This is a genomic window from Gilliamella sp. ESL1225 (genome assembly GCF_058502635.1).
Genome location: NZ_CP196358.1, coordinates 620,034 through 645,596, shown reverse-complemented (window position 1 = coordinate 645,596; position 25,563 = coordinate 620,034). Strand labels below are relative to the sequence as shown.

General features: G+C 33.8%; 22 protein-coding genes. 11 read left to right on the top strand and 11 right to left on the bottom strand.

Annotation, left to right across the window (positions count from 1 at the left end):
* Window positions 1–2 precede the first annotated feature (2 nt).
* Together leuB and leuA are read right to left on the bottom strand one after the other, a co-directional pair.
* Complete coding sequence (gene leuB / locus ACSYSW_RS02850) at window positions 3–1,088, bottom strand: 3-isopropylmalate dehydrogenase (protein ID WP_491704793.1); 1,086 nt, start codon at window positions 1,086–1,088, stop codon at window positions 3–5.
* A gap of 172 nt (window positions 1,089–1,260) precedes the next feature.
* The gene (leuA, locus tag ACSYSW_RS02845) at window positions 1,261–2,811 is read right to left on the bottom strand and encodes a 2-isopropylmalate synthase (protein WP_491704794.1); all 1,551 of its coding nucleotides are present in this window, start codon (window positions 2,809–2,811) and stop codon (window positions 1,261–1,263) included.
* 554 nt (window positions 2,812–3,365) lie between these two features.
* On the opposite strand from leuA, the gene nfsB reads away from it, so the two are divergent.
* From nfsB to mutT, 4 genes are all read left to right on the top strand, one after another.
* Window positions 3,366–4,010 carry an oxygen-insensitive NAD(P)H nitroreductase gene (gene nfsB, locus ACSYSW_RS02840; protein ID WP_491704795.1) on the top strand — a complete coding sequence of 215 codons (645 nt, stop codon included), beginning with the start codon at window positions 3,366–3,368 and terminating at the stop codon, window positions 4,008–4,010.
* Between the two features lie 119 nt (window positions 4,011–4,129).
* The gene (locus ACSYSW_RS02835) at window positions 4,130–4,486 is read left to right on the top strand and encodes a hypothetical protein (RefSeq protein WP_491704796.1); all 357 of its coding nucleotides are present in this window, start codon (window positions 4,130–4,132) and stop codon (window positions 4,484–4,486) included.
* 93 nt (window positions 4,487–4,579) lie between these two features.
* Window positions 4,580–7,303: a preprotein translocase subunit SecA gene (gene secA, locus ACSYSW_RS02830; RefSeq protein ID WP_491704797.1), complete on the top strand. Its 2,724-nt coding sequence runs from the start codon at window positions 4,580–4,582 to the stop codon at window positions 7,301–7,303.
* Between the two features lie 194 nt (window positions 7,304–7,497).
* Window positions 7,498–7,902: an 8-oxo-dGTP diphosphatase MutT gene (gene mutT / locus ACSYSW_RS02825; RefSeq protein ID WP_491704798.1), complete on the top strand. Its 405-nt coding sequence runs from the start codon at window positions 7,498–7,500 to the stop codon at window positions 7,900–7,902.
* Between the two features lie 103 nt (window positions 7,903–8,005).
* On the opposite strand, the gene ACSYSW_RS02820 is transcribed toward mutT, so the two are convergent.
* From ACSYSW_RS02820 to ACSYSW_RS02800, 5 genes are all read right to left on the bottom strand, one after another.
* Window positions 8,006–8,398 carry a DMT family transporter gene (locus ACSYSW_RS02820; protein WP_491704799.1) on the bottom strand — a complete coding sequence of 131 codons (393 nt, stop codon included), beginning with the start codon at window positions 8,396–8,398 and terminating at the stop codon, window positions 8,006–8,008.
* Window positions 8,395–8,760 (bottom strand): DMT family transporter, encoded by a 366-nt coding sequence (locus tag ACSYSW_RS02815; protein ID WP_491704800.1) that lies wholly within the window; start codon window positions 8,758–8,760, stop codon window positions 8,395–8,397. Before ACSYSW_RS02815 ends, ACSYSW_RS02820 begins: the two co-directional genes overlap by 4 nt.
* The gene (zur, locus tag ACSYSW_RS02810) at window positions 8,748–9,182 is read right to left on the bottom strand and encodes a zinc uptake transcriptional repressor Zur (protein ID WP_491704801.1); all 435 of its coding nucleotides are present in this window, start codon (window positions 9,180–9,182) and stop codon (window positions 8,748–8,750) included. Before zur ends, ACSYSW_RS02815 begins: the two co-directional genes overlap by 13 nt.
* Window positions 9,182–9,478 carry an RnfH family protein gene (locus tag ACSYSW_RS02805; RefSeq protein WP_491704802.1) on the bottom strand — a complete coding sequence of 99 codons (297 nt, stop codon included), beginning with the start codon at window positions 9,476–9,478 and terminating at the stop codon, window positions 9,182–9,184. Before ACSYSW_RS02805 ends, zur begins: the two co-directional genes overlap by 1 nt.
* 169 nt (window positions 9,479–9,647) lie before the next feature.
* Window positions 9,648–10,079 (bottom strand): type II toxin-antitoxin system RatA family toxin, encoded by a 432-nt coding sequence (locus ACSYSW_RS02800; RefSeq protein ID WP_491704803.1) that lies wholly within the window; start codon window positions 10,077–10,079, stop codon window positions 9,648–9,650.
* Window positions 10,080–10,145: 66 nt separating this feature from the next.
* Here ACSYSW_RS02800 and smpB point away from each other — a divergent pair, with 66 nt between their 5' ends.
* Window positions 10,146–10,628 (top strand): SsrA-binding protein SmpB, encoded by a 483-nt coding sequence (smpB, locus tag ACSYSW_RS02795; protein ID WP_491704804.1) that lies wholly within the window; start codon window positions 10,146–10,148, stop codon window positions 10,626–10,628.
* Between the two features lie 62 nt (window positions 10,629–10,690).
* On the opposite strand, the gene ACSYSW_RS02790 is transcribed toward smpB, so the two are convergent.
* From ACSYSW_RS02790 to lolA, 4 genes are all read right to left on the bottom strand, one after another.
* A complete protein-coding gene (locus ACSYSW_RS02790; protein WP_491704805.1) occupies window positions 10,691–11,713 on the bottom strand; it encodes a substrate-binding domain-containing protein in 1,023 nt (340 codons plus the stop codon).
* A gap of 25 nt (window positions 11,714–11,738) precedes the next feature.
* Entirely contained in the window at window positions 11,739–12,857 is a 1,119-nt protein-coding gene (locus ACSYSW_RS02785; RefSeq protein WP_491704806.1) for a glycoside hydrolase family 172 protein, read from the bottom strand.
* 95 nt (window positions 12,858–12,952) lie between these two features.
* A complete protein-coding gene (locus ACSYSW_RS02780; protein WP_491706286.1) occupies window positions 12,953–14,236 on the bottom strand; it encodes an oligosaccharide MFS transporter in 1,284 nt (427 codons plus the stop codon).
* A gap of 280 nt (window positions 14,237–14,516) precedes the next feature.
* Window positions 14,517–15,107 carry an outer membrane lipoprotein periplasmic chaperone LolA gene (gene lolA, locus ACSYSW_RS02775; RefSeq protein ID WP_491704808.1) on the bottom strand — a complete coding sequence of 197 codons (591 nt, stop codon included), beginning with the start codon at window positions 15,105–15,107 and terminating at the stop codon, window positions 14,517–14,519.
* A 211-nt stretch (window positions 15,108–15,318) separates the two neighbouring features.
* On the opposite strand from lolA, the gene ACSYSW_RS02770 reads away from it, so the two are divergent.
* From ACSYSW_RS02770 to glnD, 6 genes are all read left to right on the top strand, one after another.
* The gene (locus ACSYSW_RS02770; protein ID WP_491704809.1) at window positions 15,319–16,662 is read left to right on the top strand and encodes a replication-associated recombination protein A; all 1,344 of its coding nucleotides are present in this window, start codon (window positions 15,319–15,321) and stop codon (window positions 16,660–16,662) included.
* A gap of 324 nt (window positions 16,663–16,986) precedes the next feature.
* Window positions 16,987–17,196 (top strand): hypothetical protein, encoded by a 210-nt coding sequence (locus ACSYSW_RS02765; protein ID WP_491704810.1) that lies wholly within the window; start codon window positions 16,987–16,989, stop codon window positions 17,194–17,196.
* 221 nt (window positions 17,197–17,417) lie between these two features.
* Window positions 17,418–18,800 (top strand): hypothetical protein, encoded by a 1,383-nt coding sequence (locus ACSYSW_RS02760; protein WP_491704811.1) that lies wholly within the window; start codon window positions 17,418–17,420, stop codon window positions 18,798–18,800.
* Window positions 18,801–19,127: 327 nt separating this feature from the next.
* Window positions 19,128–21,413 carry a class 1a ribonucleoside-diphosphate reductase subunit alpha gene (gene nrdA, locus ACSYSW_RS02755; protein ID WP_491704812.1) on the top strand — a complete coding sequence of 762 codons (2,286 nt, stop codon included), beginning with the start codon at window positions 19,128–19,130 and terminating at the stop codon, window positions 21,411–21,413.
* Between the two features lie 57 nt (window positions 21,414–21,470).
* Window positions 21,471–22,601 (top strand): class Ia ribonucleoside-diphosphate reductase subunit beta, encoded by a 1,131-nt coding sequence (nrdB, locus tag ACSYSW_RS02750; protein ID WP_491706109.1) that lies wholly within the window; start codon window positions 21,471–21,473, stop codon window positions 22,599–22,601.
* Window positions 22,602–22,865: 264 nt separating this feature from the next.
* Window positions 22,866–25,535 (top strand): bifunctional uridylyltransferase/uridylyl-removing protein GlnD, encoded by a 2,670-nt coding sequence (glnD, locus tag ACSYSW_RS02745; RefSeq protein ID WP_491704813.1) that lies wholly within the window; start codon window positions 22,866–22,868, stop codon window positions 25,533–25,535.
* Window positions 25,536–25,563 lie beyond the last annotated feature (28 nt).

Genomic DNA, 25,563 nt, shown 5'->3' with positions numbered 1-25,563 from the left:
TTTTATTCATTTAATAATTTACTAATCACATCGCCCATCTCATCGGTCGAAATCGCACTGTCTTTATGGGACAGATCACTAGTTCGATAACCCAACTCTAAAGCTTGATTTACCGCTTTTTCGATCGCATTGGCGATGTCATCACGGTTAAAACTATAACGCATTAGTAAAGCTAATGATAAAATTTGCGCAGCTGGATTAGCAATATTTTTACCGGCGATATCAGGTGCACTTCCGCCTGCAGGTTCATATAAACCAAACCCTTGTTCATTAAGACTTGCAGAGGGTAACATGCCCATCGATCCGGTTATCATGGCACATTCATCTGATAAGATATCGCCAAACAAATTCGAACATAAAATGACGTCAAATTGCGCAGGATCCTTAATGAGTTGCATCGTCGCATTGTCTATATACATATGTTCTAAACTGATATCAGGGTAATCTTGTGCAACTTCATTGACTACTTCACGCCATAAAATAGAAGTTTGTAATACATTCGCTTTATCAATAGATGTCACTTTTTTACGGCGCAAGCGGGCAGCTTCAAATGCCATTTTTGCAATCCGTTCAATTTCAAAACGGTAATAAACTTCAGTATCAAAAGCACGCTCATCGACACCTTGACCTTCTCGACCTTTTGGTTGTCCAAAATAGATGCCACCAGTTAGTTCACGCATACATAAAATATCAAATCCACGAGCTGCAATATCAGATCTTAACGGACAAAGTTCTTCTAAACCTTGATATAAATGAGCAGGTCGTAAATTAGCAAACAATTTAAAATGTTTACGCAATGGTAATAATGCACCTCGTTCAGGTTGCTGATCAGGAGGTAAATGAGTCCATTTAGGACCACCAACCGATCCAAATAAAATAGCATCCGCTTTTTCACAGCCAGCTAATGTTTCACTCGGTAAAGGGCAACCATGCACATCAATAGCAGCACCACCGACTTCATATTCGCTCGTTGTTATGGTCATTTGATATTTTTGACGAATAACATCAAGAACTTTATATGCTTGTTTCATAACTTCTGGACCAATTCCATCACCAGGAAGAACTGCAATATGGTAAGTTTGTGACATAATAGTTCCTTAATATTCAATTATAATTTAGATTAACATAATGAGTATAAAATTTAATCAATCACCGTTAAGCAAGTTGTTCAACCTCGCCCTATATGACTTTTATTCATTATGACTTTTGATTTATTTACTCTTTTCTCAAATCGATTTATGCGATCAACAGCAGGAGCAATTATGCTCCCATATGTAATTTCTGTTTTTCATTTGCAACTTGATTAGCTCGATAAACATTATTTAAAACATTAATTAATGCTAATGCAGAAGCGTGCACAATATCCGTTGCAAGCCCAACACCATGAAAATTACGGTTTTTATATTCAGCAACAATATCAACTTGCCCTAAGGCATTCTCGCCTTGCCCTTTTGATGCTAATTGATATTTAACAATCGAAATAGGTTCGCCTGTAATACGATGGATAGCTTGATAGATGGCATCAACAGGACCATTACCGGTCGCCGCATCCGAATAAGATTTATCACCAATTTGTAAGGTGACTGAAGCGGTAGACGTAATTGCAGCTCCAGACTGAATATTAAAATCCGATAATGCGTAATGATCATGTTCATCATGAATTTGATTAATAAAAATCAGTGCTTCTAAATCATAATCAAAAACCTGTCCTTTTTTATCGGCTAATGCTAAAAATGCCTGATAAATTTGTTCTAAATTATAATCTTTTTCTTGATATCCTAATTCTTCTAAACGATGTTTAACTGCTGCCCGTCCCGAACGAGACGTTAAATTTAATTGGACTTGATTCAAACCAATAGATTCAGGCGTCATGATTTCATAAGTTTCGCGGTTCTTTAAAATACCATCTTGATGAATACCAGAAGAATGGGAAAACGCATTACTACCAACAATCGCTTTATTAGCATAAATCGGCATATTGGTTATTTGACTTACAATTTGGCTGGTACGGTAGATTTCTTGATGGTTAATATTAGTATGAAAATTTAATAAATTATGACGAACTTTAATCGCCATAATGACTTCTTCAAGCGAAGTATTACCTGCTCGCTCACCCAATCCATTCATTGCACCCTCAATTTGACGTGCACCTTGTTGAATCGCTGAGATAGAATTAGCAACCCCCATGCCTAAATCATCATGACAATGCACTGAAATCACAGCTTTATCAATATTCGGCACACGTTCAAATAAATTTTTAATAATCCCCCCAAATTCATAAGGTAAGGTGTACCCTACTGTGTCAGGAATATTAATTGTTTTTGCACCAGCATCAATCGCCGCTTCAACAATTCGACATAAATTATCAATTGGTGTTCGACCTGCATCCTCACATGAAAACTCAACATCGTCAGTATAATTACGTGCACGTTTGACGGAATGGACAGCTCGCGCTAAAACATCATCAAAGGTTAAGTGGAATTTTTCACTGATATGTAATGTTGATGTCGCCATAAAAGTATGGATACGAAATTGATCGGCAACTTTAAGGGCTTCATATGCTGCATCAATGTCTTTGTCAACACAGCGCGATAATGCACATACTCGACTATTTTTAATCGTTCTTGCTATCGTTTGCACCGATTCAAAATCGCCCGGTGATGATACAGGAAAACCGACTTCCATAATATCTACACGTAAACGTTCTAGGGCAAGGGCAATTTGTAACTTTTCTTTAACACTCAAACTTGCTTGTAATGCTTGCTCACCATCACGTAAAGTCGTATCAAAAATAATAATTTGATTATTCATTACTTATCCTTTCAATTATTGTTGGCGCCATCGCGATTTTTTTTGTTATAAAACAAAAAACCCGCACATTAGCGCGGGTTCTTGTTAATTCGTTGGGCTGAGTTAATACTAAATCACTTTACTCCACATACAAGACATCCGCGCAAAACAATGCGAGGAGGAGCTTACCGAGGAGTGAAAATGAAGATTTAAACATAGTATTCTCAATAAAATTGTAAAATTTATATCAACGTAGATTGGTGTTATTTTTATCAAATACAATTTAAACTGTCAATGATTATTTTATATACCCACCTAAAATAAACTGTCTTGCAATTAATCGTAATACGATTGCTTTCACTTTATTAAAGTGAATCTTCGACCCAAAAAATAATTATTTTCACATTAATATTCAATTAGTTATATTTATCAACAGGATGATTTTTTTAAAATTAATAACAAAATGATTACAATTATAAATACATAAGTATTCTTAAAAATGAGTTGTTTTGTTCATGATTCATTTTATAATTAAAAAATACGTGTTTTTTTAATGATTGATTAAGGAGAGAAAAATGAACATGGTCGACATTTCAGCCAAGCGTTATACGACAAAACATTATGATAAAACTAAAAAAATCCCTGCCGATCAAATTGAACAACTTTGTACAATTTTGCAAAACAGCCCGTCATCAGTGAATACACAACCTTGGTATTTTGTTGTAGTTGGGAGTGATCAAGGGCGTGAAAAAATAATGCCTGCTATTTTAGATTTTAATCATGCACGAGTTGCCGATTCATCTCATACCATTATTTTTTGCGCTAAAACACCCCTTACAGAAAAATACTTACAAGAATTAATTGATAAAGAAGATAAAGATGGTCGTTTTGCAACTGAAAAAGATAAAACAGCACAAGATCAAGCACTACGTTATTTTGTTGGTGTTAAAAGTAAAACGCCTGAAGCCCAATTTGAATGGGAATGTAAACAATTATATATCGCGTTAGGCAATTTACTTTTTGCGGCGGCAGGTATGGGGATTGATTCAACAGCAATTGAAGGTTTTGATGATGCTAAAATGGATGAAATTTTAGGTCTAAAAGAAAAAGGATTAAAAAGTGTTGTCGTTGCAACCCTTGGTTATAGGGATGCTAATGATTCTAATGCGAAAAGACCAAAATCTCGTTTAGACAAAGATAAGTTATTCACATTTTTATAATCTCTTTCATTATCATTTATTCTTTACTACGCCAACTAAGGTTACTTTATTATAAGTAACCTTATCTCTAATAAATATTTACTTAACTTTTTAATAAAAAATGCTAACATACAGCGATTATGAAAAGGATTTATTATTGGCAATTGCTTAGCAAGCAACGATTACTCAAAAAAGCATTATCACATCTCTTGTTAGGTGTAATTACTGCCGCATTTAGTTTTTCACAGCAAAATAGTTTACCTAATAATTTATCCCGTGATTTAACGATATTTTCTGAAAACATTGTTGCATCAACAATTGTGGTTCAAAAGACCTCATCCACTTTTCATCTTTCTTATCATATCCAATCAGAATGGCAATATAAACAAACACGCCATTTATATATTATTCCTGATTATACAGCTGTTATATCCTTTAAAGGTTTACCTGTTAATAATGGCAATGAAATCCGCGCAGGTCCCTTGGCTTTTATATAATTTTTTCGTGTGATTTTTATACATCTATTATTTTATTAGCAATGCTAATTATGCATTGAATAAATCGACCTACTTAAAAATAAGAGAATAAATATGTTATTGAATTTATTAACAAAAGTCTTTGGAAGCCGAAACGAACGTATTTTAAAACTAATGAATAAACGCGTTGCGAGAATTAATGCTCTCGAACCGGCAATGGAAGCATTAACTGATGAACAGTTAAAAGCTAAAACTGCAGAATTTAAAGCACAAATAGCAAATGGTAAAAAATTAGACGATATTTTAGAGGAAGCCTTTGCAGTTGTGCGTGAAGCCAGTAAACGTGTATTTGGTATGCGCCATTTTGATGTCCAATTAATCGGCGGCATGGTGCTTAATGAACGTAATATTGCTGAAATGCGCACAGGTGAAGGTAAAACATTGACCGCAACTTTGCCGGCTTATTTAAATGCCCTAACAGGACGTGGCGTCCATGTAGTTACCGTTAATGATTATTTAGCGCAACGCGATGCAGAAAATAACCGCCCATTATTTGAATTTTTAGGTCTAAGTATTGGTATTAATTTAGCCGGTATGTCACCGGAAGCTAAACGCGAAGCCTATGCAGCAGATATCACTTACGGAACAAATAACGAATATGGATTCGATTATTTACGTGACAATATGGTCTATAACAAATCGTCTCGCGTACAAAGAGAATTATATTATGCTTTAGTCGATGAGGTAGACTCCATTTTAATCGACGAAGCAAGAACGCCATTAATCATTTCAGGTCAAGCAGAAGACAGCTCTGAACTTTACATAAAAATTGATAAAATTATTCCAAGTTTACTTATTCAAGAAAAAGAAGATTCTGATCAATTCCAAGGTGAAGGTGATTTTTCAATCGATGAAAAATCACGTCAAGTGAATCTAACAGAACGCGGCTTGGTTAAAGTTGAAGAGTTACTCATTAAGCAAGGCATTATGAAAAATGATGAATCACTTTATGCACCAAGTAATATTTTGTTAATGCATCATGTTACCTCAGCCTTAAGAGCTCATCACCTCTATCATCGCGATGTGGATTATATTGTCAAAAATAATGAAGTCATTATTGTTGATGAACATACGGGGCGTACAATGGATGGTCGTCGCTGGTCTGATGGTCTACATCAATCCGTCGAGGCTAAAGAACATGTTAAGATTCAAAACGAAAACCAAACTTTAGCCTCTATCACTTTCCAAAATTATTTTCGACTTTACGAAAAATTAGCGGGGATGACGGGAACAGCCGATACCGAAGCGTTTGAATTTAATCAAATTTATCATTTAGATACGATTGTTATACCAACCAATCGCGCCATGATTCGAAAAGATTTCCCTGATGTTGTTTATGCTAACGAGAAAGATAAAATTACGGCAATTGTTGCTGATGTTATCGAATGCACTAAACGTGGGCAACCTGTTTTAGTTGGGACTGGCTCTATTGAAAAATCAGAAGTTATTTCAAATGCTTTTAAAAAAGCAGGTATTAAACACAATGTACTAAATGCAAAATTTCATGCTCAAGAAGCCGAAATTATTGCCAATGCAGGTAGTAAAGGCGCTGTGACTATTGCAACTAATATGGCAGGTCGGGGTACTGATATTATGCTTGGCGGTAGCTGGCAAAGTAAAGTGGCTCAACTTGAAAATCCAACACCAGAAGAAATCGAAAAAATCAAACAAGCATGGCAAAAAGAACACGATGAAGTTATTGAGCTAGGCGGACTTTATATTTTAGGTACAGAACGCCATGAATCAAGACGTATTGATAATCAGTTACGAGGTCGTGCTGGGCGTCAAGGGGATGCAGGTGTATCTCGTTTTTACTTATCGCTAGAAGATCCATTAATGCGCCTTTTTGGTGGCAATCGCTTACATAATTTAATGCGCCGTAATATGAAACCTAATGAAGCGATTGAAAATGTCATGGTCAGTAAAACGATTGCCTTTGCTCAAAAGAAAGTTGAAAGTCGTAATTTTGATATTCGTAAACAATTACTTGAATTCGATGATGTCGCTAATCAACAACGTAAAGCCATTTATAGTCAACGTAATGCTTTATTAGATGAAGCCGATATTAAAGAAACCATTGATTCTATTCGTCAAGATGTGTTTACTGACGTGATTAGTAAATATATTCCTCCACAATCTATCGAAGAAATGTGGGATGTTTTAGGTTTAGAAGAAGTTCTTAAAAATGAATTTGGTTTAGATTTACCGATATCACAATGGTTAGATGATGAAAAAACATTAGAAGAAGAATCGTTACGTGAACGCATCTTAAATATTGCTGAACAAAGCTACCAAGAGAAAGAAAACGAAGTCGGTGCTGATGCATTCCGCAATTTTGAAAAAAATGTTATGTTACAAACATTAGATTCATTATGGAAAGAGCATCTATCTTCAATGGATTATTTACGCCAAGGGATCCATTTACGCAGTTATGCACAAAAAGATCCGAAACAAGAATACAAACGTGAATCGTTTAATATGTTTGCTAATATGCTAGAAGCATTAAAACATGAGGTGATTAGCATATTAAGTCGTGTAAAAATCCGCTCACAAGAAGAAGTAGAAGAAGCCGAACGCAAACGCCAATTAGAAATAGAAAAATTGGCAGCTAAACAGCAAACATTCCATGAGTCTTTATCAGCAGAGCAAGAGGGTAATGCACAATCAGCACCCTCTTCTCAACCGATAGTAAGAGCCCATGCAAAAGTTGGTCGTAACGATCCATGTCCTTGCGGCTCAGGCAAAAAATATAAACAATGTCATGGCGCAATTCATTGATAATGAATATGCATTAATAATAACGGGTTAATAATAATCTTTTTTTATTAATAATAATTTTTTATTGATGGTAATCTTTAACAAGATTTTAATGAGGGTTTGAACCAAACTTATCATTAAAATCTGTTAATTTTATTTGGTATTAGTTAGTCATTTTAAAAATCAACTTAATCAAATTGAGAATTATCAAAATCATGAAAAAACACAATGAAATTGCTGTTGGCATTATTCGTTCACAAAATGGACAGATTTTTATTACTCAACGTGGAGAAGATTCGCATCTAGCGGGTTTTTGGGAATTTCCTGGCGGTAAAATTGAAAAAGGCGAAACACCTTATCAAACTTTGCTACGCGAAATCGCCGAAGAAATCGATATCCATATTCATGAATCACGTTTTTTAAAAACGGTTCATTATAGCTATGGTGATAGAGATATTACGATTCATGCTTACTTAGTTGAAGGATGGGATGGTGTTCCTTTTGCAAAAGAAGGACAACCTAGCCGTTGGATAGCTCAAGCTGATCTTAATGCAGATGATTTCCCAGATGCTAATCGTCCTATTATCGAAATGCTAAAAAACTTAGATAAAGAAATTTAAAAGTAAAAATCTTTATCTTGTTTTTCAATCTTTTAATTCCCAAAAAATAAGATCTAATCGTAAATTTAGCACGCTAACGCCAGGTTATTATCAACTAAGATTATCATGGCGTTTTATTTTTGTTATGTATTTTACCTTCAGCAAGCGCTAAAAAAATAATCCCAATAACAATAAATGTCGCACCAATAATATGTAAGCTTGAAATTTTATCGTGAAAGATAAAATAAGACGCTATCATGACCGTAACAACTTGTAAGTGAGACGCTGCAAAAGCTGGACCAATTGGCGCCTTTTGTAGTAAAAACATCCAAGTAAAAAATGAGCCCGTATAACTGACAAAAACTAATAAAAACCAAGGATGCTCAAAGATACGATAAATCCATGCAAAACTCATCGTATAAGGCGCTGCAGCAAGTGCGGTCAGCTTAAATCCGAGTTGTCCTGCAGTATCAAAAATAAGTAATAAAATAAATCCGATTAAGTAAAAAAGTCTCATTTCCCAACACCAAATCCAACAATAACAACACCTATCATAATAAAAACGATACCAAAAAATCGAAATGGCGTAATGTATTCGTTAAATAAAATGCGACCGGCAATCATCACTGATATCATATTAAATGAACCTAACAAAATGCATTGTGCAAATGGCAAATAACTTAAAAATGCTATCCATAAAATAAATCCAGCAGCATAAACAACTAAACCTAGCCATAACCAATGATTTAAGAATAATGTTCGCCAGTAATCAATGCCTGTGTGTTTTTTTGAACTCATTGCAGCAAATTTAAACGCTATTTGACCAACCGTATCACACAAAATATTTAAAATCCAAAGTAAAATAATCATGATTGACATTGTTTACAAAGCCCTTGAATTTCTAGCACACTATATTTAGCAGCAAATTGGATCTCATCAGCAAGATATTTAAGATTAGTTTCAATTTCATGAGAAGGTTTTTCAACAATCCGTTTACAGTTATGACAAATAAATAAAATCGAAATATGTTTTGGATCATGAAAATGTGGACAAACAATATAACTATTTGATGATTCTACTTTATGAATAAACCCTTGTTCTAATAAAAACTCAAGCGCACGATAAATTGTTGGTGGTTTTGCTTGAGGCTCAGTAAGTTTTAATAAATCTAAAAGATCATAGGCACTCATTGCTTTGTTTTCTTGCAACATAATTTCAATAACTTTTCGACGCTGATTAGTCAGCTTTACATTACGTCTTTTGCATAAAACTTCGAGATTATTAATTGATAGATCGTGCATTAAGATTCCTTGACCAAACTTGATGATTTTTTTCGTGCTGCTTTTTTACGTCGAATTTCTTTAGGATCATTAATCAATGAGCGATAAATTTCGATTCGATCACCATTTTTTAAAACTTCGTTACCATCACAAGGCTTACCATAAATTCCAATGAGATGATCATTTAAGTTAATTTGGCACTCTTCTAAAATATTAGATGCTGTAATCGCTTGAAGGACACTACTTTGTTCATCAATCAAGCACTCTATAATCGTTGCGTTATGAGGTAAAGCATAAACCACTTGAACGGTAATCATTATTTTAATCTCATTGTTATTCTTATCAAACTAAACAAGGAATCATATATTTTTTACGTAATTAATCCTATCTAATAAGATTAATTAATCGTTTATATTCGTTGTCATTATAGTAATTTGAAATCATATCATTCAACTCGTAATTATTTACGGTTAATAAATTGATCCATTATTTATAAATAGATTTAGCTCGTTTTGAAAAAGCGTTAACCATATTTGTCATTATTTCGGTAAAAATAGGCGTAAAAGCCACATCAAATAATTTATTTTTAAATGCAAAATCCAAACTAAAATGAATTTTACAACTTGTCTCTGATAATTGTATAAACTGCCACCGACCTTGTAAGTGTTTAAAAGGTCCATCATGTAAGTGCATATCAATAGAATTGGGTTCATGTAAATGATTAATTGTTGTAAATGATTTTTTAAATCCTAATTTTTCGACCGTAATGAACGCTTTAATAATATTCTCTTGTTTGCTAATGATTCCAGATGCGATACAATCAGGTACAAATTGGGGATAGCTGTTGATATCATTAACTAACGAAAACATTTGTTCCGCAGAATAAGGTTCAATAGCTTCATGAAAAACATGTGTCATAAGATGTCATATAATGATTAAAACTAGTGGCATATAGTATCACGTAACTCTATAATAACGCACATTATGACTAAGAAAAAATCACTCAAGCCCGGTTCGGCGACAATTGCTTTAAATAAACGTGCCCGTCATGAATATTTCATTGAAGAAGAATTAGAAGCGGGATTGTCTTTACAAGGTTGGGAAGTAAAATCACTTAGAGCGGGTAAAGCTAACATTAGCGATAGTTATGTTTTACTTAAAAATGGTGAAGCATGGCTATTTGGTGCAACCATTACCCCATTAAGCGTCGCCTCAACTCATGTCGTTTGTGAGCCAATGCGTAACCGAAAACTGCTTTTAAATAAACGCGAACTTAATACACTATTTGGCAAAATTAATCGTGAAGGTTATACGGTTGTTGCACTTTCTTTATATTGGAAAAATGCTTTTGCTAAAATTAAAATTGGCGTGGCAAAAGGTAAAAAAGATTTTGATAAGCGATCTGACATTAAAGCTCGCGAATGGCAGGTTGATAAAGCTCGCATTATGAAAAATGCAAACCGTTAATTTTAGATAACGGTGCAAACTTTTCATCACCCCCAACATAATTTTATTGTCGATTTATCACATTATACAGCTAATTTATTAGCTGTATTTTTATGCAGTTTAATAAAAGGCTCAATAAAACAACCATAATTGTCTAGTCGATCAAAATTCAATAGATGATTGATAGTTTTTACACAGGCTTGTGACATACTCGCGTAATCTTGTACAAGGGTATCGATTACATAAGGACAATAATCGAGATATTTATTATAATCATAAGAAACAAGATATATCTCTTGCGGGCTTACGCCGATTTCAACTAAATACGCTAAGACTTCTTGTAATATATTGCCTGAAGGCATAAAAATAGCTTTAGGGATCCTTTTTAACGATTTATGCAGTTGTTTTATTAAGAAATAGCCTTTGTTACTCGCATATTTATCTGTTACACACCAATCTGATTGAAACGTTAAGCCAGTTTTGACTAATCCTTGCTTAAAACCTTTTAACCTTTCTGCAATAGAGGTTAAATGCGCATCGCAACCAATAAAATAAAATTCATTTATATCACTAGGTTTAGATGCAATAAGTGTGGCAACGGAATTTAGAGATTCACTAGTAATAAACGGTAAAGAGGAGTCTTTTAAATAACGATCGAAAAGCAAAACAGGAATAGATTGATTAATATCTAAATAAAACTGATCGTTATTTAAAGACGTGACAACAATCATCGCATCAACTTTTCGTTCAACCAAATTTTGAGCAACATTAATTTCAATATCTTGATTATAGTGGCTACAGGTAATTAATAATTGAATATTCTTTTTTCGAAAAGAGGGCTCTAAATGATGCAAAAACATTGAAAAAAAATGATTGGACATATCTGGCACAATTACGCCAATAGTATTTGTATTATTGGCCCTAGATAAATATTGTCGAATGTGCGTTTGTTCTTTAAATTGTTCGGCAATAGTGAGCACTTTTTGCCTTGTCTCGCGAGAGATTCGAAACTTTCTATCGCGCTTATGAAATATATGACTTACAGTTGTTGCTGATACACCAGCAAGGCGAGCAATATCATTTAATTTTATTTTATTACTCGCCATTTTTTACCTCTAACTAAATAATTATTTAACGCGGTGTACGTTGTTGTTTATTTGGAAATATAGGATTGTTATTTATTGATGGATTTTGATACCAATAAGCAACACTCGCAATATCATCACATCGTTCATATAATCTTATATCATCATTACCAATTTGTTGGAATGCAACTTTAATATTTTTGTGGAAAGCCACTGGATCTGGCAAATGCCAACGATAAAGACCATGCATTGGTAAAGCATCATCACCAAAACCATGTACTGGATTTGCATCACCGGTTTGGAAAAAATCACGAGTATGGTCACGATTTGTTTGATACGGATACCCCATAAATAATGTTTGAAAACATTTAGCTGATGGTCGTCCTTGGCTATCACGATTATGAAATGCCCATGCCCCACCAAAATAATCTTCTGATCCTGTTGAGTGCTGAGTTGGGTAATCACTATCATCATCAAGATAAAATTTAAACTCACCTTCTCCCCACCAGTAACGCTCAAGGGCTGTTAATGCTAAATAGGTACCAACATAATAACCGTATCCGCTTACATTATCGATAAGAACATAATCGTTTGCATATTCTGTTAAACGTTGACGACGCCATTGCGCATGAAAATAAAGTGGACCTTCAAAAGGTTTTGGCATTAATGCATAGTTAATGGTAAAAAAGAAATGTTCTAAATCTGCCTCATGCTCATTTGTGATCTCGATGCGCGCTTTTTTATTAAATGGCATTCTAAAATAACTGTTAAAACCGCCGGTTGGATTAACAATAATTGGCAATGAATTAATATCACATCTTGCACCAAAACCATTACAAAAGAAATCACCTATTGGACTTTCAACTGATGGTGTTTTCTCATCATCCCAATAAATACGAATAACAACATCGCGTAATACAAAGCTTCCCTTATGAGTACAATCAGGTAAAGTGAACCACATATGTCTTATTTCGGCAGGACCGTTAATTTCGGCAATAGTAACAGATTCACCTGCAGGAATACGAATAAAGCCCTGACCTTTACGACAAGGACCGAGTGCACTTGCTTTCATACAAGATTGCCCTTTCTCGCCGGTTAAGTTTTCTGGTGAAATCGTGCGAGTTTGTTCGCCATGAAATTCAGTTATTGCGCTTAACATAGTCATAGTTAATCCTTAATATGTTTATCAAATATGTCATATCGACAATATTTGCGTTAATGTTTCAAAATAAAAGAAAATAAAATTACAAAGCTAACAATTTATTTTTTATTCATCTCTTCTTGTGCAATGGTAAAATTTTCATCTTTTAATGATGAATTTAATTGTGATTTTTTGTTATTACTTAAAAAGAAAATTGCAAAAATCATAAAGGCAAACACAACCAAACCTAAATTATTAAATGTCGTTGTGGCACCTGATTTGTCATAAACATCACCTACATAGGCCGAAAACATAATAACGCCGACCGAACCTGCAACTTGATAACCAATTAAGAAAACCGTTGCCGACAATCTTGCATTAAAATTAATGTCAATATATTTAAATACCGATACTAAAATAGTGGCAATTTCGAAACAGTGCATGAGTTTAATAATTGAAATAATCACAATGTTATCGACATGGGCGGTAAGTAAAATACGTGTCGCTGAGATAAAAGCAGCAAAAATCAAAGCATTTTTTGCACCAATACGGTTAACAACAAAAGGTACAAAGAACATAACGCCAGCTTCTAAAAAAACTTGAACGGAATTTAAAATACCATAGATACGGTAACCTTCTTTTATATTCTCAAATTGCTGCGTAAAAAAGACAGGAAATAACTGCTGATCATAAATATTATAAAGACTGTATGTCCCAAGAACATAAATAACGAATATCCAAAATTTATACATGGTAAAGACAGAGGCAATTTCACGAAAATTAAGTTTGTCTTTTTGTTTAAATACAAGTTGATGAGATTGATTAACATCGGGTTTAAAGGTGAGATTGAGTAACATAAAACAAACACCTACAATAGAGGCAGCCCAAAAGTTCAGATGAGGGTTAATACTCATCAATATGCCAGCAATAAATGTGCCTATAGCGTAAGCGATACATCCCCAAGTTCGACATTGTCCAAATTCAAAATTAAATGCACGGCTGATCTTTTCACAATAAGAATCAATCAGCCCCATACCGGCAACCCATCCTAATCCTAAAAATAAACTTCCTAATACCACGCCAAAATAAAAATTTTCTTTTAGTAAAGGTTCATAAACATAAATTAAAAACGGTGCTCCCAAAGTAATAATAATGCTTTGAAACCAAACAAGATTTTTCTTCAAGACCAATTTATCTTGATATATTCCATAAACGATCATAATTGCTAAAGCAATAAAATAATTAGAAGAGTAGATAATACCTGTTTGTTTGGCGGTTAACTTCATTTCGTCGCTTAACCAAATGGCATAAAATGAAAAAACAAAGCTTCCTGCTGCGTAATACAAAAAACTGTATCCTGAGGCAAACCAATAAGTAGATTTTTTAAAAAACTGCTCAGTCATAATTTATCCTTTATAAGAGTTAATGACCTAACAGAGTATGCATAGCTAAAAAATTAGCTTTAAAAGCTTTATTATATAATTGTGATCTATCTCAAAATAATATTTAGGGTATCAAAAATATTTTAAATAATCGTGAGATTCAGAATGTTAATTGTGGTTTAGTTCATCTAAATCGATGGGAATAAAAAAATACAGAATAAAAAGCCGATTTGATTCGGCTCTTTAAAAGATGAGTGGTAAAAATAAGAGTGCTAGCAATAAATATTAAGAATAAATATGATTAACGTTGATCGTCTATCGTAACACCCTTGGGTGGAATAAAGGTAAATTTAGAGGCATCAATTTTACCTAATTTTTGGTGAGAAAGTTCATAAGAACTTTTTTGTCCATCTTCTTCAATAATCGTGAAATCTGCAATCATGCCTGTGGGTAATACTGAAATAATAAAAGACTGATTACTGCCATCGTTAGGTTGTAAATTAAATGCATTTTGGTTACGAGATACATCATAATAATTCCAAACTATATTATGACTATCTGTCATTAATAATAATAAACGATTATCAACGGCTTGTTTGAGGTCCATAACTGTCACTTGTTCGACAGCCGGCGTATAAACCCAAATATTTTGACCGTTCGAAATAATCGACGTTTCATCTGGCTCAAGTAAAGTCCAGTTAAAATAATAAGGACGCGAGACTGATAATTCTCCATTACCTTGTTGAACAAGTTGATTATCAACAGTTGTCACTTTTTGCGTGAAATTTGCGGTGAACCCATCGATTTTATCTAATCGTTGTTTTAAAATATCTTTATCGCTCGCCAGTACTGAAAAACTCATTAATAATACAATTAAAATGCCTTTTTTCATGATTAATCCTAATGATAATTGATAAAGGCCATTGTATACTTAATATCAATATAAAAGCAAAACTGAGCCTCATGACAAGCAACAAAAGCTAAATTTACTTTCCATTTTGCAACCTGATAAGTAAAAATCATAAATCGTTACTATATAAGGCTATTTATAAGGCTCTTTGAAATCGTTATAATATTCACTCTCTTTGCAATAAGGTGTCTTTATGTCTAATATGTCTTTTGAATTTTCTAGTCAAGAGTTTAAACCGTTGGCTGCACGCATGAGACCAAGGACGCTTAAAGAATATATTGGACAAACACAATTATTAGGTGAAGATAAGCCATTAGCAAAAGCCATTGAAGCGGGTCATTTGCATTCAATGATCTTATGGGGGCCACCAGGCACCGGTAAAACGACGTTAGCTGAAATTATTGCCTATTATGCTAACGCAAGCGTTGAACGCTTATCAGCAGTAACTTCTGGCATTAAAGATATTCGTGATGCGATTACGCGTGCCAAAATCAACCAGCAAGCGGGGAAAAGGACTATTTTATTCGTCGATGAAGTGCATCGTTTTAATAAAAGCCAACAAGATGCTTTTTTACCCTTTGTTGAAGACGGTACAGTGACATTTATCGGCGCAACAACCGAAAATCCCTCTTTTGAGCTAAACTCAGCGCTATTATCTCGCGCACGTGTCTATCTTTTAAAATCGCTTAATCAACAAGACATTGAAGCTATTTTAGAACAAGCAATGCATGATAATGAACGTGGCTACGGTCATAAATCTATTACTTTGCTTGATGAAACAAAAAAACAAATTGCCGAATTTGTTAATGGTGATGCAAGACGTGCATTAAATACGCTCGAATTATTAGTCGATATGAGTTCCGATTCAAGAATTTTAACTCCCGAATTATTAAAAGAAGTCATTGGCGAACGTAGTGCGAGGTTTGATAATCAAGGCGATAGATTTTATGATTTAATTTCAGCTGTGCATAAATCCATTCGAGGCTCAGCACCAGATGCGGCACTTTATTGGTATGCTCGCATTATTTCGGCTGGTGGCGATCCCCTCTATGTTGCTCGTCGTTTACTTGCTATTGCGTCCGAAGATGTGGGTAATGCCGATCCTCGGGCTATGCAAGTTGCCCTTGCCGCATGGGATTGTTTTACGCGAGTTGGACCGGCTGAAGGTGAAAGAGCGATCGCACAAGCGATTGTTTATTTAGCTTGTGCCCCCAAAAGCAATGCCGTTTACTTAGCCTTTAAACAAGCCATGCGAGATGCGCATGATAAGCCTGACTATGACGTACCAGAACATTTACGTAATGCTCCGACTAAATTAATGGCGGAGTTAGGTTATGGTGCTGAATATCGCTATGCACATGATGAACCCAACGCTTTTGCCGCCGGAGAAAATTATTTTCCACAAGAATTAGCTCATTCTCAGTACTATCAGCCAACTTCACGCGGCGCTGAAAAGATTTATCGTGAGAAACTGGCTTGGTTAGATGATCAAAATAAAATAAGTAATAAACAACGTTACCCTTCTATCAAAAAATAATGCTATTTTTCAAAATATTATTATTTTGATTTGCATTTTTTGCATTTGCTTTCTAATAATCCCATCGTTAATCAATAAATTTAAATACTTAATATCTTACTAAGATTTACATTGTTATAATTAATCTATATCATTAACACTTAAAATATTCCACAAAATCTGATCGGTAAAAACGATTAATTTAATAGTTATAAACGATTTTAGTAAGTTTCATAAAATCCTTAAATTGAGCCAAATTAATAATTATAATAACTTTTATAAGATTTACTCTATTTTAACTACAGAGATGTTAATAGAAAAATAAAGGACCTAAAGGAATTAAAAATGTTCAATATATTATCTCTTAAAAAAAGGTGTTTTCTTACCTTTATTATTTTTTTTATTCCTAAAACTTCCCTTGCCTATCTAGAGGCTAAAACGCAAGGAGTTATCCAGGGTTCAGGTCCTAAATTATCTGCTTTAATAGAATCTAAAATGGATGATATCCCGTTTTTTGGCTTGAAATTAGATGATAAGGCTTATTATGGTGATTAAGATTTACATTGTTATAATTAATCTATATCATTAACACTTAAAATATTCCACAAAATCTGATCGGTAAAAACGATTAATTTAATAGTTATAAACGATTTTAGTAAGTTTCATAAAATCCTTAAATTGAGCCAAATTAATAATTATAATAACTTTTATAAGATTTACTCTATTTTAACTACAGAGATGTTAATAGAAAAATAAAGGACCTAAAGGAATTAAAAATGTTCAATATATTATCTCTTAAAAAAAGGTGTTTTCTTACCTTTATTATTTTTTTTATTCCTAAAACTTCCCTTGCCTATCTAGAGGCTAAAACGCAAGGAGTTATCCAGGGTTCAGGTCCTAAATTATCTGCTTTAATAGAATCTAAAATGGATGATATCCCGTTTTTTGGCTTGAAATTAGATGATAAGGCTTATTATGGTGATGAAGAAGTTGAAAATATGCCACTTGAAATGATTGCTTTCCCATTTTCAGATCGCTTTAGCATTCCTGCCATAAAGCAACCTGTTGGTAATGAATATGTCGACCAAGAAGGTGATGAACAAGAATCATTATCACTACAAAGTGATTTAAAATTAACTTGGTATTATACCAATGCTACCAAGCAACTGGTTGAATTCGTACCAAAAGCAACAGATACCTTTTGTTCATTAGCGAAACAAAAAAAATGGGGACCCTATAAAGCAAAACTGGCAGGTAATTTAATTTTGTCATCTATTAGCGGTTTTCCGCGTACAACCGTTTATCCGAATAAAGATTTACCTACTGTACCCACTAAATTATACCAGGTACTTGAAAGTGCGGGGCTTTGCTATGCAAAACCAGAATTGAAACCCACAGCAGCGGTATCGTCAGCCGCTAAACAATGGGATAAAAATAATGGATTTTTAACGCTATTACATTCGACAAAATTAAACTTTCCTACAACGGGATTTTATGGTGCCAAATTTGATCTAATTCCTGGTCATACTGATATGCTCACGCAATATGATTGGAGCCTACAACAAAATGGGAATTTAGCATCATTAACAGTTAAAAATACTGCTCTTACCATTGCCTTTGATACGGCAAGTGCAAAAGATACCCAAATCGCTTGGAATGCAGTCATTGGTTCCCCAACAGGTTATCCCGTTACAGTTTTAGGCATCAATAAAGAAAATAACCATAACATTTATTATAAATTTACTTTGACAAAGTGGTATTCTGGCTTTGATCAAAAACAACTTGCCGGTAAAGCTAGTAGTGCAAAAGCAGCCGATATTGAAGCGCAATGTCAAGCATTACCCGGTAAATATCGTATGATTACCGCACCTGAATTAAGTAATGCCCCTTATGGTCAACAATTAGGTTCCGGTAAGGCTACCTTTACACGTGAAATTGGTACTTTACTGGGTGAATGGGGCGATGCAAATCAAACAAGCTATCCAAATTCATGGGCAGCCGCATCAAATCAAGGCAATGCATTTAAACGTATCTGGGTATGGGATCCTGTATATAATAAATACTGCGATTTACATACCTATGATGCGCAATACCACTGCGTGTCTGAAACTGATAAAAAGAATGGCGTTTGTATCGCTATTAACGATCCCCAAGAATGATTAAGATCTTATCAATGATAAGATCTTAACTTTTATTCCCCTTTAATTTCTTTATTTACGATCCCTCATTTTGCCCTATTTATTTAATAATAATTTGTTCGGTTTTTCTATTTATTATTGATGTTTGATTTTTTATAAAATGCCTTATCTTATAGAGAAAATGACCTATAAAATAATTGATTTTTATTAAATTTTATTAATAATTGGTTTAATAAATACACTATATGTTGTATTAAAATGATTGATAGGCACTATATATTGTATGTTTAGCTAAATTTCCATTATGATGTTCGTCTAAGTATTATTGAACTGTGTAAAGAGCAAAAAATGAATAAATCAATGCTAGTAACGAAACGAGATGGTCACAAAGAAACAATTGATCTTGATAAGATCCATCGCGTCATAACCTGGGCTGCTGAAGGATTAAAAAACGTTTCTGTTTCACAAGTGGAGTTACGTTCTCACATTCAATTTTATGAAGGAATTCGAACTTCGGATATCCATGAAACCATTATTCGAGCCGCAGCCGATCTTATTTCTCAAGATGCGCCTGATTATCAATATTTAGCCGCTCGTTTAGCAATTTTTCATTTACGAAAAAAAGCCTATAGTAAGTTCACGCCCCCACCTCTTTATGAACATGTAAAAAAATTAGTTGCCGAAAATCGTTATGATAAGCATTTATTAGAAGATTATAGCCAACAAGAATTTGAACAAATGGATTCATTCATTGACCATTGGCGAGATATGTCTTTTTCGTATGCAGCCGTTAAACAATTAGAAGGTAAATATTTAGTCCAAGACAGGGTAACAGGGCATATTTATGAAAGCGCTCAATTTTTATATATTTTAGTCGCCGCATGTTTGTTTGCTAACTATCCTAAAGAGATTAGATTAGATTACGTTAAACGATTTTATGATGCGATTTCAACATTTAAAATTTCACTACCAACGCCAATCATGGCAGGGGTGCGCACGCCAACTCGCCAATTTAGTTCATGTGTTCTAATTGAATCCGATGATAGTTTAGATTCGATTAATGCAACGGCCAGTGCAATTGTAAAATATGTTTCACAACGTGCTGGTATTGGCGTTAATGCAGGACGGATCCGTGCTTTAGGCAGTTCAATACGTGGAGGAGAAGCTTTTCATACCGGCTGTATTCCTTTTTATAAATATTTTCAAACTGCCGTTAAATCTTGCTCGCAAGGTGGCGTGCGTGGTGGCGCTGCAACAGTCTTTTATCCAATTTGGCATCTTGAAGTTGAAAGTTTATTGGTACTTCGTAATAATCGTGGCGTTGAAGAAAACCGTGTTCGCCATTTAGATTATGGCGTACAAATTAATAAATTAATGTATCAACGCTTAATTAAAAATGAAAACATTACTTTATTTAGCCCTTCTGATGTTCCAGGCCTTTATGATGCCTTTTTTGAAGATCAAGCTAAATTCGAATCGCTTTATCAGCAATATGAACAAAATCCAAAAATTCGTAAACGTGAAGTCAAAGCAGTCGAATTATTTTCGCTATTAATGCAAGAAAGAGCATCAACAGGAAGAATCTATATACAAAATGTCGATCACTGTAACACGCACAGTCCTTTTAATGCGCATCTTGCTCCTATTCGTCAATCAAATTTATGTATGGAAATCGCCTTACCGACTAAACCATTAAATAATATTAACGATGAAAATGGCGAAATTGCACTTTGTACTTTATCGGCATTTAATCTTGGTGAAATCGATTCATTAGATGATTTAGATGAGTTAGCTGACTTAGCTGTTAGAGCATTAGACTCTTTATTGGACTATCAAGATTATCCTGTCCCTGCTGCCAAAACTTCGTCCAAAAATCGCCGCACTTTAGGTATTGGCGCCATTAACTTTGCCTATTATTTAGCAAAACACGGCGTAAAATATTCAGATGGTAGCGCAAACGATCTAACACATCATACATTCGAAGCGATCCAATATTATTTACTTAAAGCATCGAATAATTTAGCTAAAGAAAAAGGTGCTTGCCCTTTATTTAATGAAACAACCTATTCCCAAGGTATTTTACCCATCGATACGTATAAAAAAGAATTAGATACTTTAACCGCTGAACCGTTACATTATGATTGGCAAGCACTCCGTGAATCAATTAAAAAATATGGCTTACGTAACTCAACTTTATCGGCCTTGATGCCTTCAGAGACATCATCACAGATTTCAAATGCCACTAATGGTATTGAGCCGCCTCGTGGTTATGTAAGTGTTAAAGCCTCTAAAGATGGCATTTTGCGGCAAGTTGTACCGGATTACGATGAGTTAAAAAATAATTATGAACTGTTATGGCAAATTCCAAATAATACCGGTTATTTACAATTAGTTGGCATTATGCAAAAGTTTATTGATCAGTCTATTTCGGCTAATACAAATTATGATCCAACTAAATTTCCGAATGATAAAGTACCTATGAAACAGTTATTAGCTGATTTATTAACGGCTTATAAATATGGCATTAAAACCCTGTATTATCATAATACGCGTGATGGTGCTGAGGATATTCAAGGTGATATTACATTAACTTCAAGTGATGACGGCTGTGAAGGTGGAGCTTGTAAGATTTAAGCTTTTGATTATTAGTAATTATTAATTGATAAAAAGAATTAGGACCCTCTTATGACGATGAATTATAGTACCTTTTCGCAAGTGCATAATGATCAGCTAAAAGAACCCATGTTTTTGGGACAATCAGTCAATGTTGCTCGTTATGATCAGCAAAAATATGAAATGTTTGAAAAATTAATCGAGAAACAATTATCATTCTTTTGGCGCCCCGAAGAAGTTGATATCTCACAAGATAGAATCGACTATGCAGGATTACCAGAACATGAAAAACATATTTTTATCAGTAACTTAAAATATCAGACTTTATTAGATTCAATTCAAGGACGGAGCCCAAACGTTGCATTATTACCGTTAATTTCAATCCCTGAATTAGAAACCTGGGTTGAAACTTGGTCATTCTCAGAAACTATACACTCACGTTCATACACACATATTATTCGTAATATTGTTAATGACCCCTCTATTGTCTTTGATGATATCGTCACCAATAAAGAGATCCAAAAACGTGCAGGCGATATTGCTGGTTTTTATGATGATCTCATCAGCTATGCGAGTTATTATAATTTACTTGGTGAAGGTGAACATACAATTGATGGGAAAACGATAACTATTAATTTACGCGAGTTAAAAAAGAAACTATACCTTTGTTTAATGAGTGTAAATGCCCTTGAAGCCATTCGTTTTTATGTCAGTTTTGCCTGCTCCTTTGCTTTTGCTGAACGTGAATTAATGGAAGGCAACGCCAAAATTATAAAATTAATTGCGCGTGACGAAGCCCTTCATTTAACTGGTACGCAATTTATGATTAATGTATTGCGTAGTGGCGAAGATGATGCCGAAATGGCAGAAATCGCTAGCGAGTGCGAACAAGAATGTTATGACCTTTTTTTACAAGCGGCAAACCAAGAAAAAGAATGGGCAGAATATTTATTTGAAGGAGGATCAATGATTGGTCTAAATAAAGATATTTTATGCCAATATATTGAGTATATTACTAACATTCGCATGCAAGCTGTAGGCTTAGCGTTACCTTTTCAAGTTAAATCAAATCCTATTCCATGGATTAATAATTGGCTTGTATCAGATAATGTGCAAGTCGCACCACAAGAAGCTGAAATGAGCTCTTATCTTGTTGGGCAAATTGATTCTGAAATTAATGAAGATGATTTAAGCTCGTTTGAATTATAAAAATCAAATGGTTATTTAATTAGATTAATTAAGCAATATCCTCGTATTAAAAGAGATCGCGTATATTGCTTAATAATTCAAATTTTACGATAAAGACTAACAGTGCAACTGTTAATTTGTTAATTCTCTTCTATTTACTTATGTCCTATATTTTTAAAACCAATTTTTTGAGATTAGGTGATTAGATCGCCAAATTAATATCATCATCTCTCTCTTGACAGTCAATTAAAATCACGTAACGATAAAGCTATTATGTTCGATTAAATGAAAATAAATCTTATGCATGAATATCAATTGTTTTATCCCCTTTCACCTTTATCATTAACGGATAAACAACTTAATGTTAATGAATTAAAACAATCATTAACAGATTTTCAAGATTGGTCACTGACTCAGTTCAAACAAAATACTGACATCGATACTTTAATTCATTTACGCAGTCGTTTTATTGATGAATTACTGACAAGGTTATGGATTTTTTTTGATATTCCAGATCACGTAACGTCTTTACAGTCACATAATCGTATTGCATTAGTAGCTGTAGGTGGTTATGGGCGTTACGAACTTCATCCTTTATCTGATATTGATATTTTAGTATTGAGCGATAAACCTTTACCCGTTTATTTACAACAAAAAGTCAGCTCCTTTTTTCATTTACTTTGGGATCTTCATTTAGATATTGGTCATAGTGTTAGATCATTAAATAGTTGTCTTCAAGAAGCAAAAAATGATATTACCATCATGACAAATCTAATCGAATCTCGTTTAGTAACAGGCAATATTCCATTACATGATAAACTACGCAAAAAAATTTTTAGCGATAAAGTATGGAGCTCTGCGAATTTTTATCAAGCAAAAGTGAACGAACAAAACGAAAGACATAAACAATATCATAGCACAAGTTACAATCTTGAACCGGATTTAAAAAATAGCCCAGGCGGTCTTCGTGATTTGCAACTTATTCAATGGATAGCGCTCAGGCATTTTGGACAAGACGTCAAACATGAAGTATTACAATTAAATTATTTAACTATTGAAGAAATCAATAAATTAAAACAATATCGACAGTTTTTATGGCGTATCCGTTTCGCTTTACATAGCATAATTAATCGTTATGATAATCGTTTACTTTTTGACAGACAGCTAAGTATTGCACAGTTATTAGGATATCAGGGAGAAGGAAATGAACCCGTTGAAAAGATGATGCGAGACTATTATCGAGTTGCTCATAATATTACTGAATTAAATCAAATGATATTACAGTTGTTTCATGAATCGATTTTATCCTTATCCCCTCATCATAAACCTTATGACATTGATGATAATTTTCAAATAATCGGTAATTTAATTAATGTTAAAAATAATGATATTTTTATTAAACATCCTATTACAATCTTAAAGCTTTTTTATACGATTTTAACGCATAAAGAAATAGCCGGTCTTCATTCAAATACTTTACGTCAATTACGCTTAGCGAGGAGTAAATTAAGCTCATTATTAAGCGATGATCCAAAAGCACGCGAAATTTTTATGCAAATCATTAAACATCCCGATGCGATTAAAAAAGCCATTTTACCCATGCATCAATATGGCATATTAACTATTTATATACCGGGATGGAAAAACATTGTAGGTATGATGCAATTTGATTTATTTCATGCCTATACGGTGGATGAGCACACGATTCGATTATTATTAGAACTCGACAATTTAAAAACGGAAGAAGGTAAACAAAAACATCCCAATAGCTCAACAGTTTATGCCAAATTAAGTAAACCCGAATTATTAATTATTGCTGGTTTATTTCATGATATTGCTAAAGGACGAGGAGGCGATCACTCAGTTTTAGGCGCTGAGCGAGTAAAACAATTTTGCGAATTACATAATATCGACGAAAGAGATACGAAATTAATTATGTGGCTAGTTCGTTATCATTTACTCCTATCAGTAACTGCACAAAGTCGCGATTTACAAGATCCTAATGTCATTAATGAATTTGTCGAACAAGTCAAAAAAAAACGTTATTTACAATATTTATTATGTTTAACAATTGCAGATGTTTGTGCAACCAACGAAACACTCTGGAACAGCTGGAAACAAAGCCTTATGCGCCAATTGTTTTTTACAGCTGAGCACGTTTTAGATTTAGAAACAAAACAATTACCTGAAATGCGTAATATTGCAAAACAACACAAGCATGAAGCTTTAACTTGCTTATTAGCAGAAGGTATCCCTGAAAATAAAATTAAAGTATTGTGGAAAGAGTGTAGATTAGATTATTTTTTACGCTATACTCCAACGCAAATTATTTGGCATGTTCACCATTTATTGAATCATGATCTAAATAAAACACTCGTGCTCATAAATCCCAATCCTTTTCATGGTGGCACTGAAATCTTTATTTATGCCCCTGATAAACGTTATTTATTTGCAGCCGTTTGCCTTGAATTAAGTAAACGTAATTTAACAATACATGATGCACAGATTATTACTAATAAATCTAATTTTGCACTTGATACTTTTATTGTTTTAGAGCCAAATGGTCATATTGTGCAACCTGATCGTTATACAGGGATTCAAATGGGAATTGAAAAGGCACTTTCACAATTGACTTATCAGCCCTTACCACCTAAACCCCTTAAACAAAGGTTACGTTCATTTTCGGTACCGACAGAAGTTAAATTTTTGTCTAATTTAAGCGATAAACAAACTTATATGGAACTGATTGCCTTAGATAGACCTGGGTTACTTGCCTCGATTGGCGAAGTTTTTGCCAACTTAGATTTATCGCTACATAGTGCCAAAATTGTAACGATTGGCGAACATGTCGAAGACTTTTTTATTTTAACCAATAAAAATAATCAAGCTTTAGATGATAATCAATGCCTTTTATTACGGAATTCATTAATTACCGTGATAGATTCAATAAACTAATTTTTTATTTATATAAGAAGAGACGAAT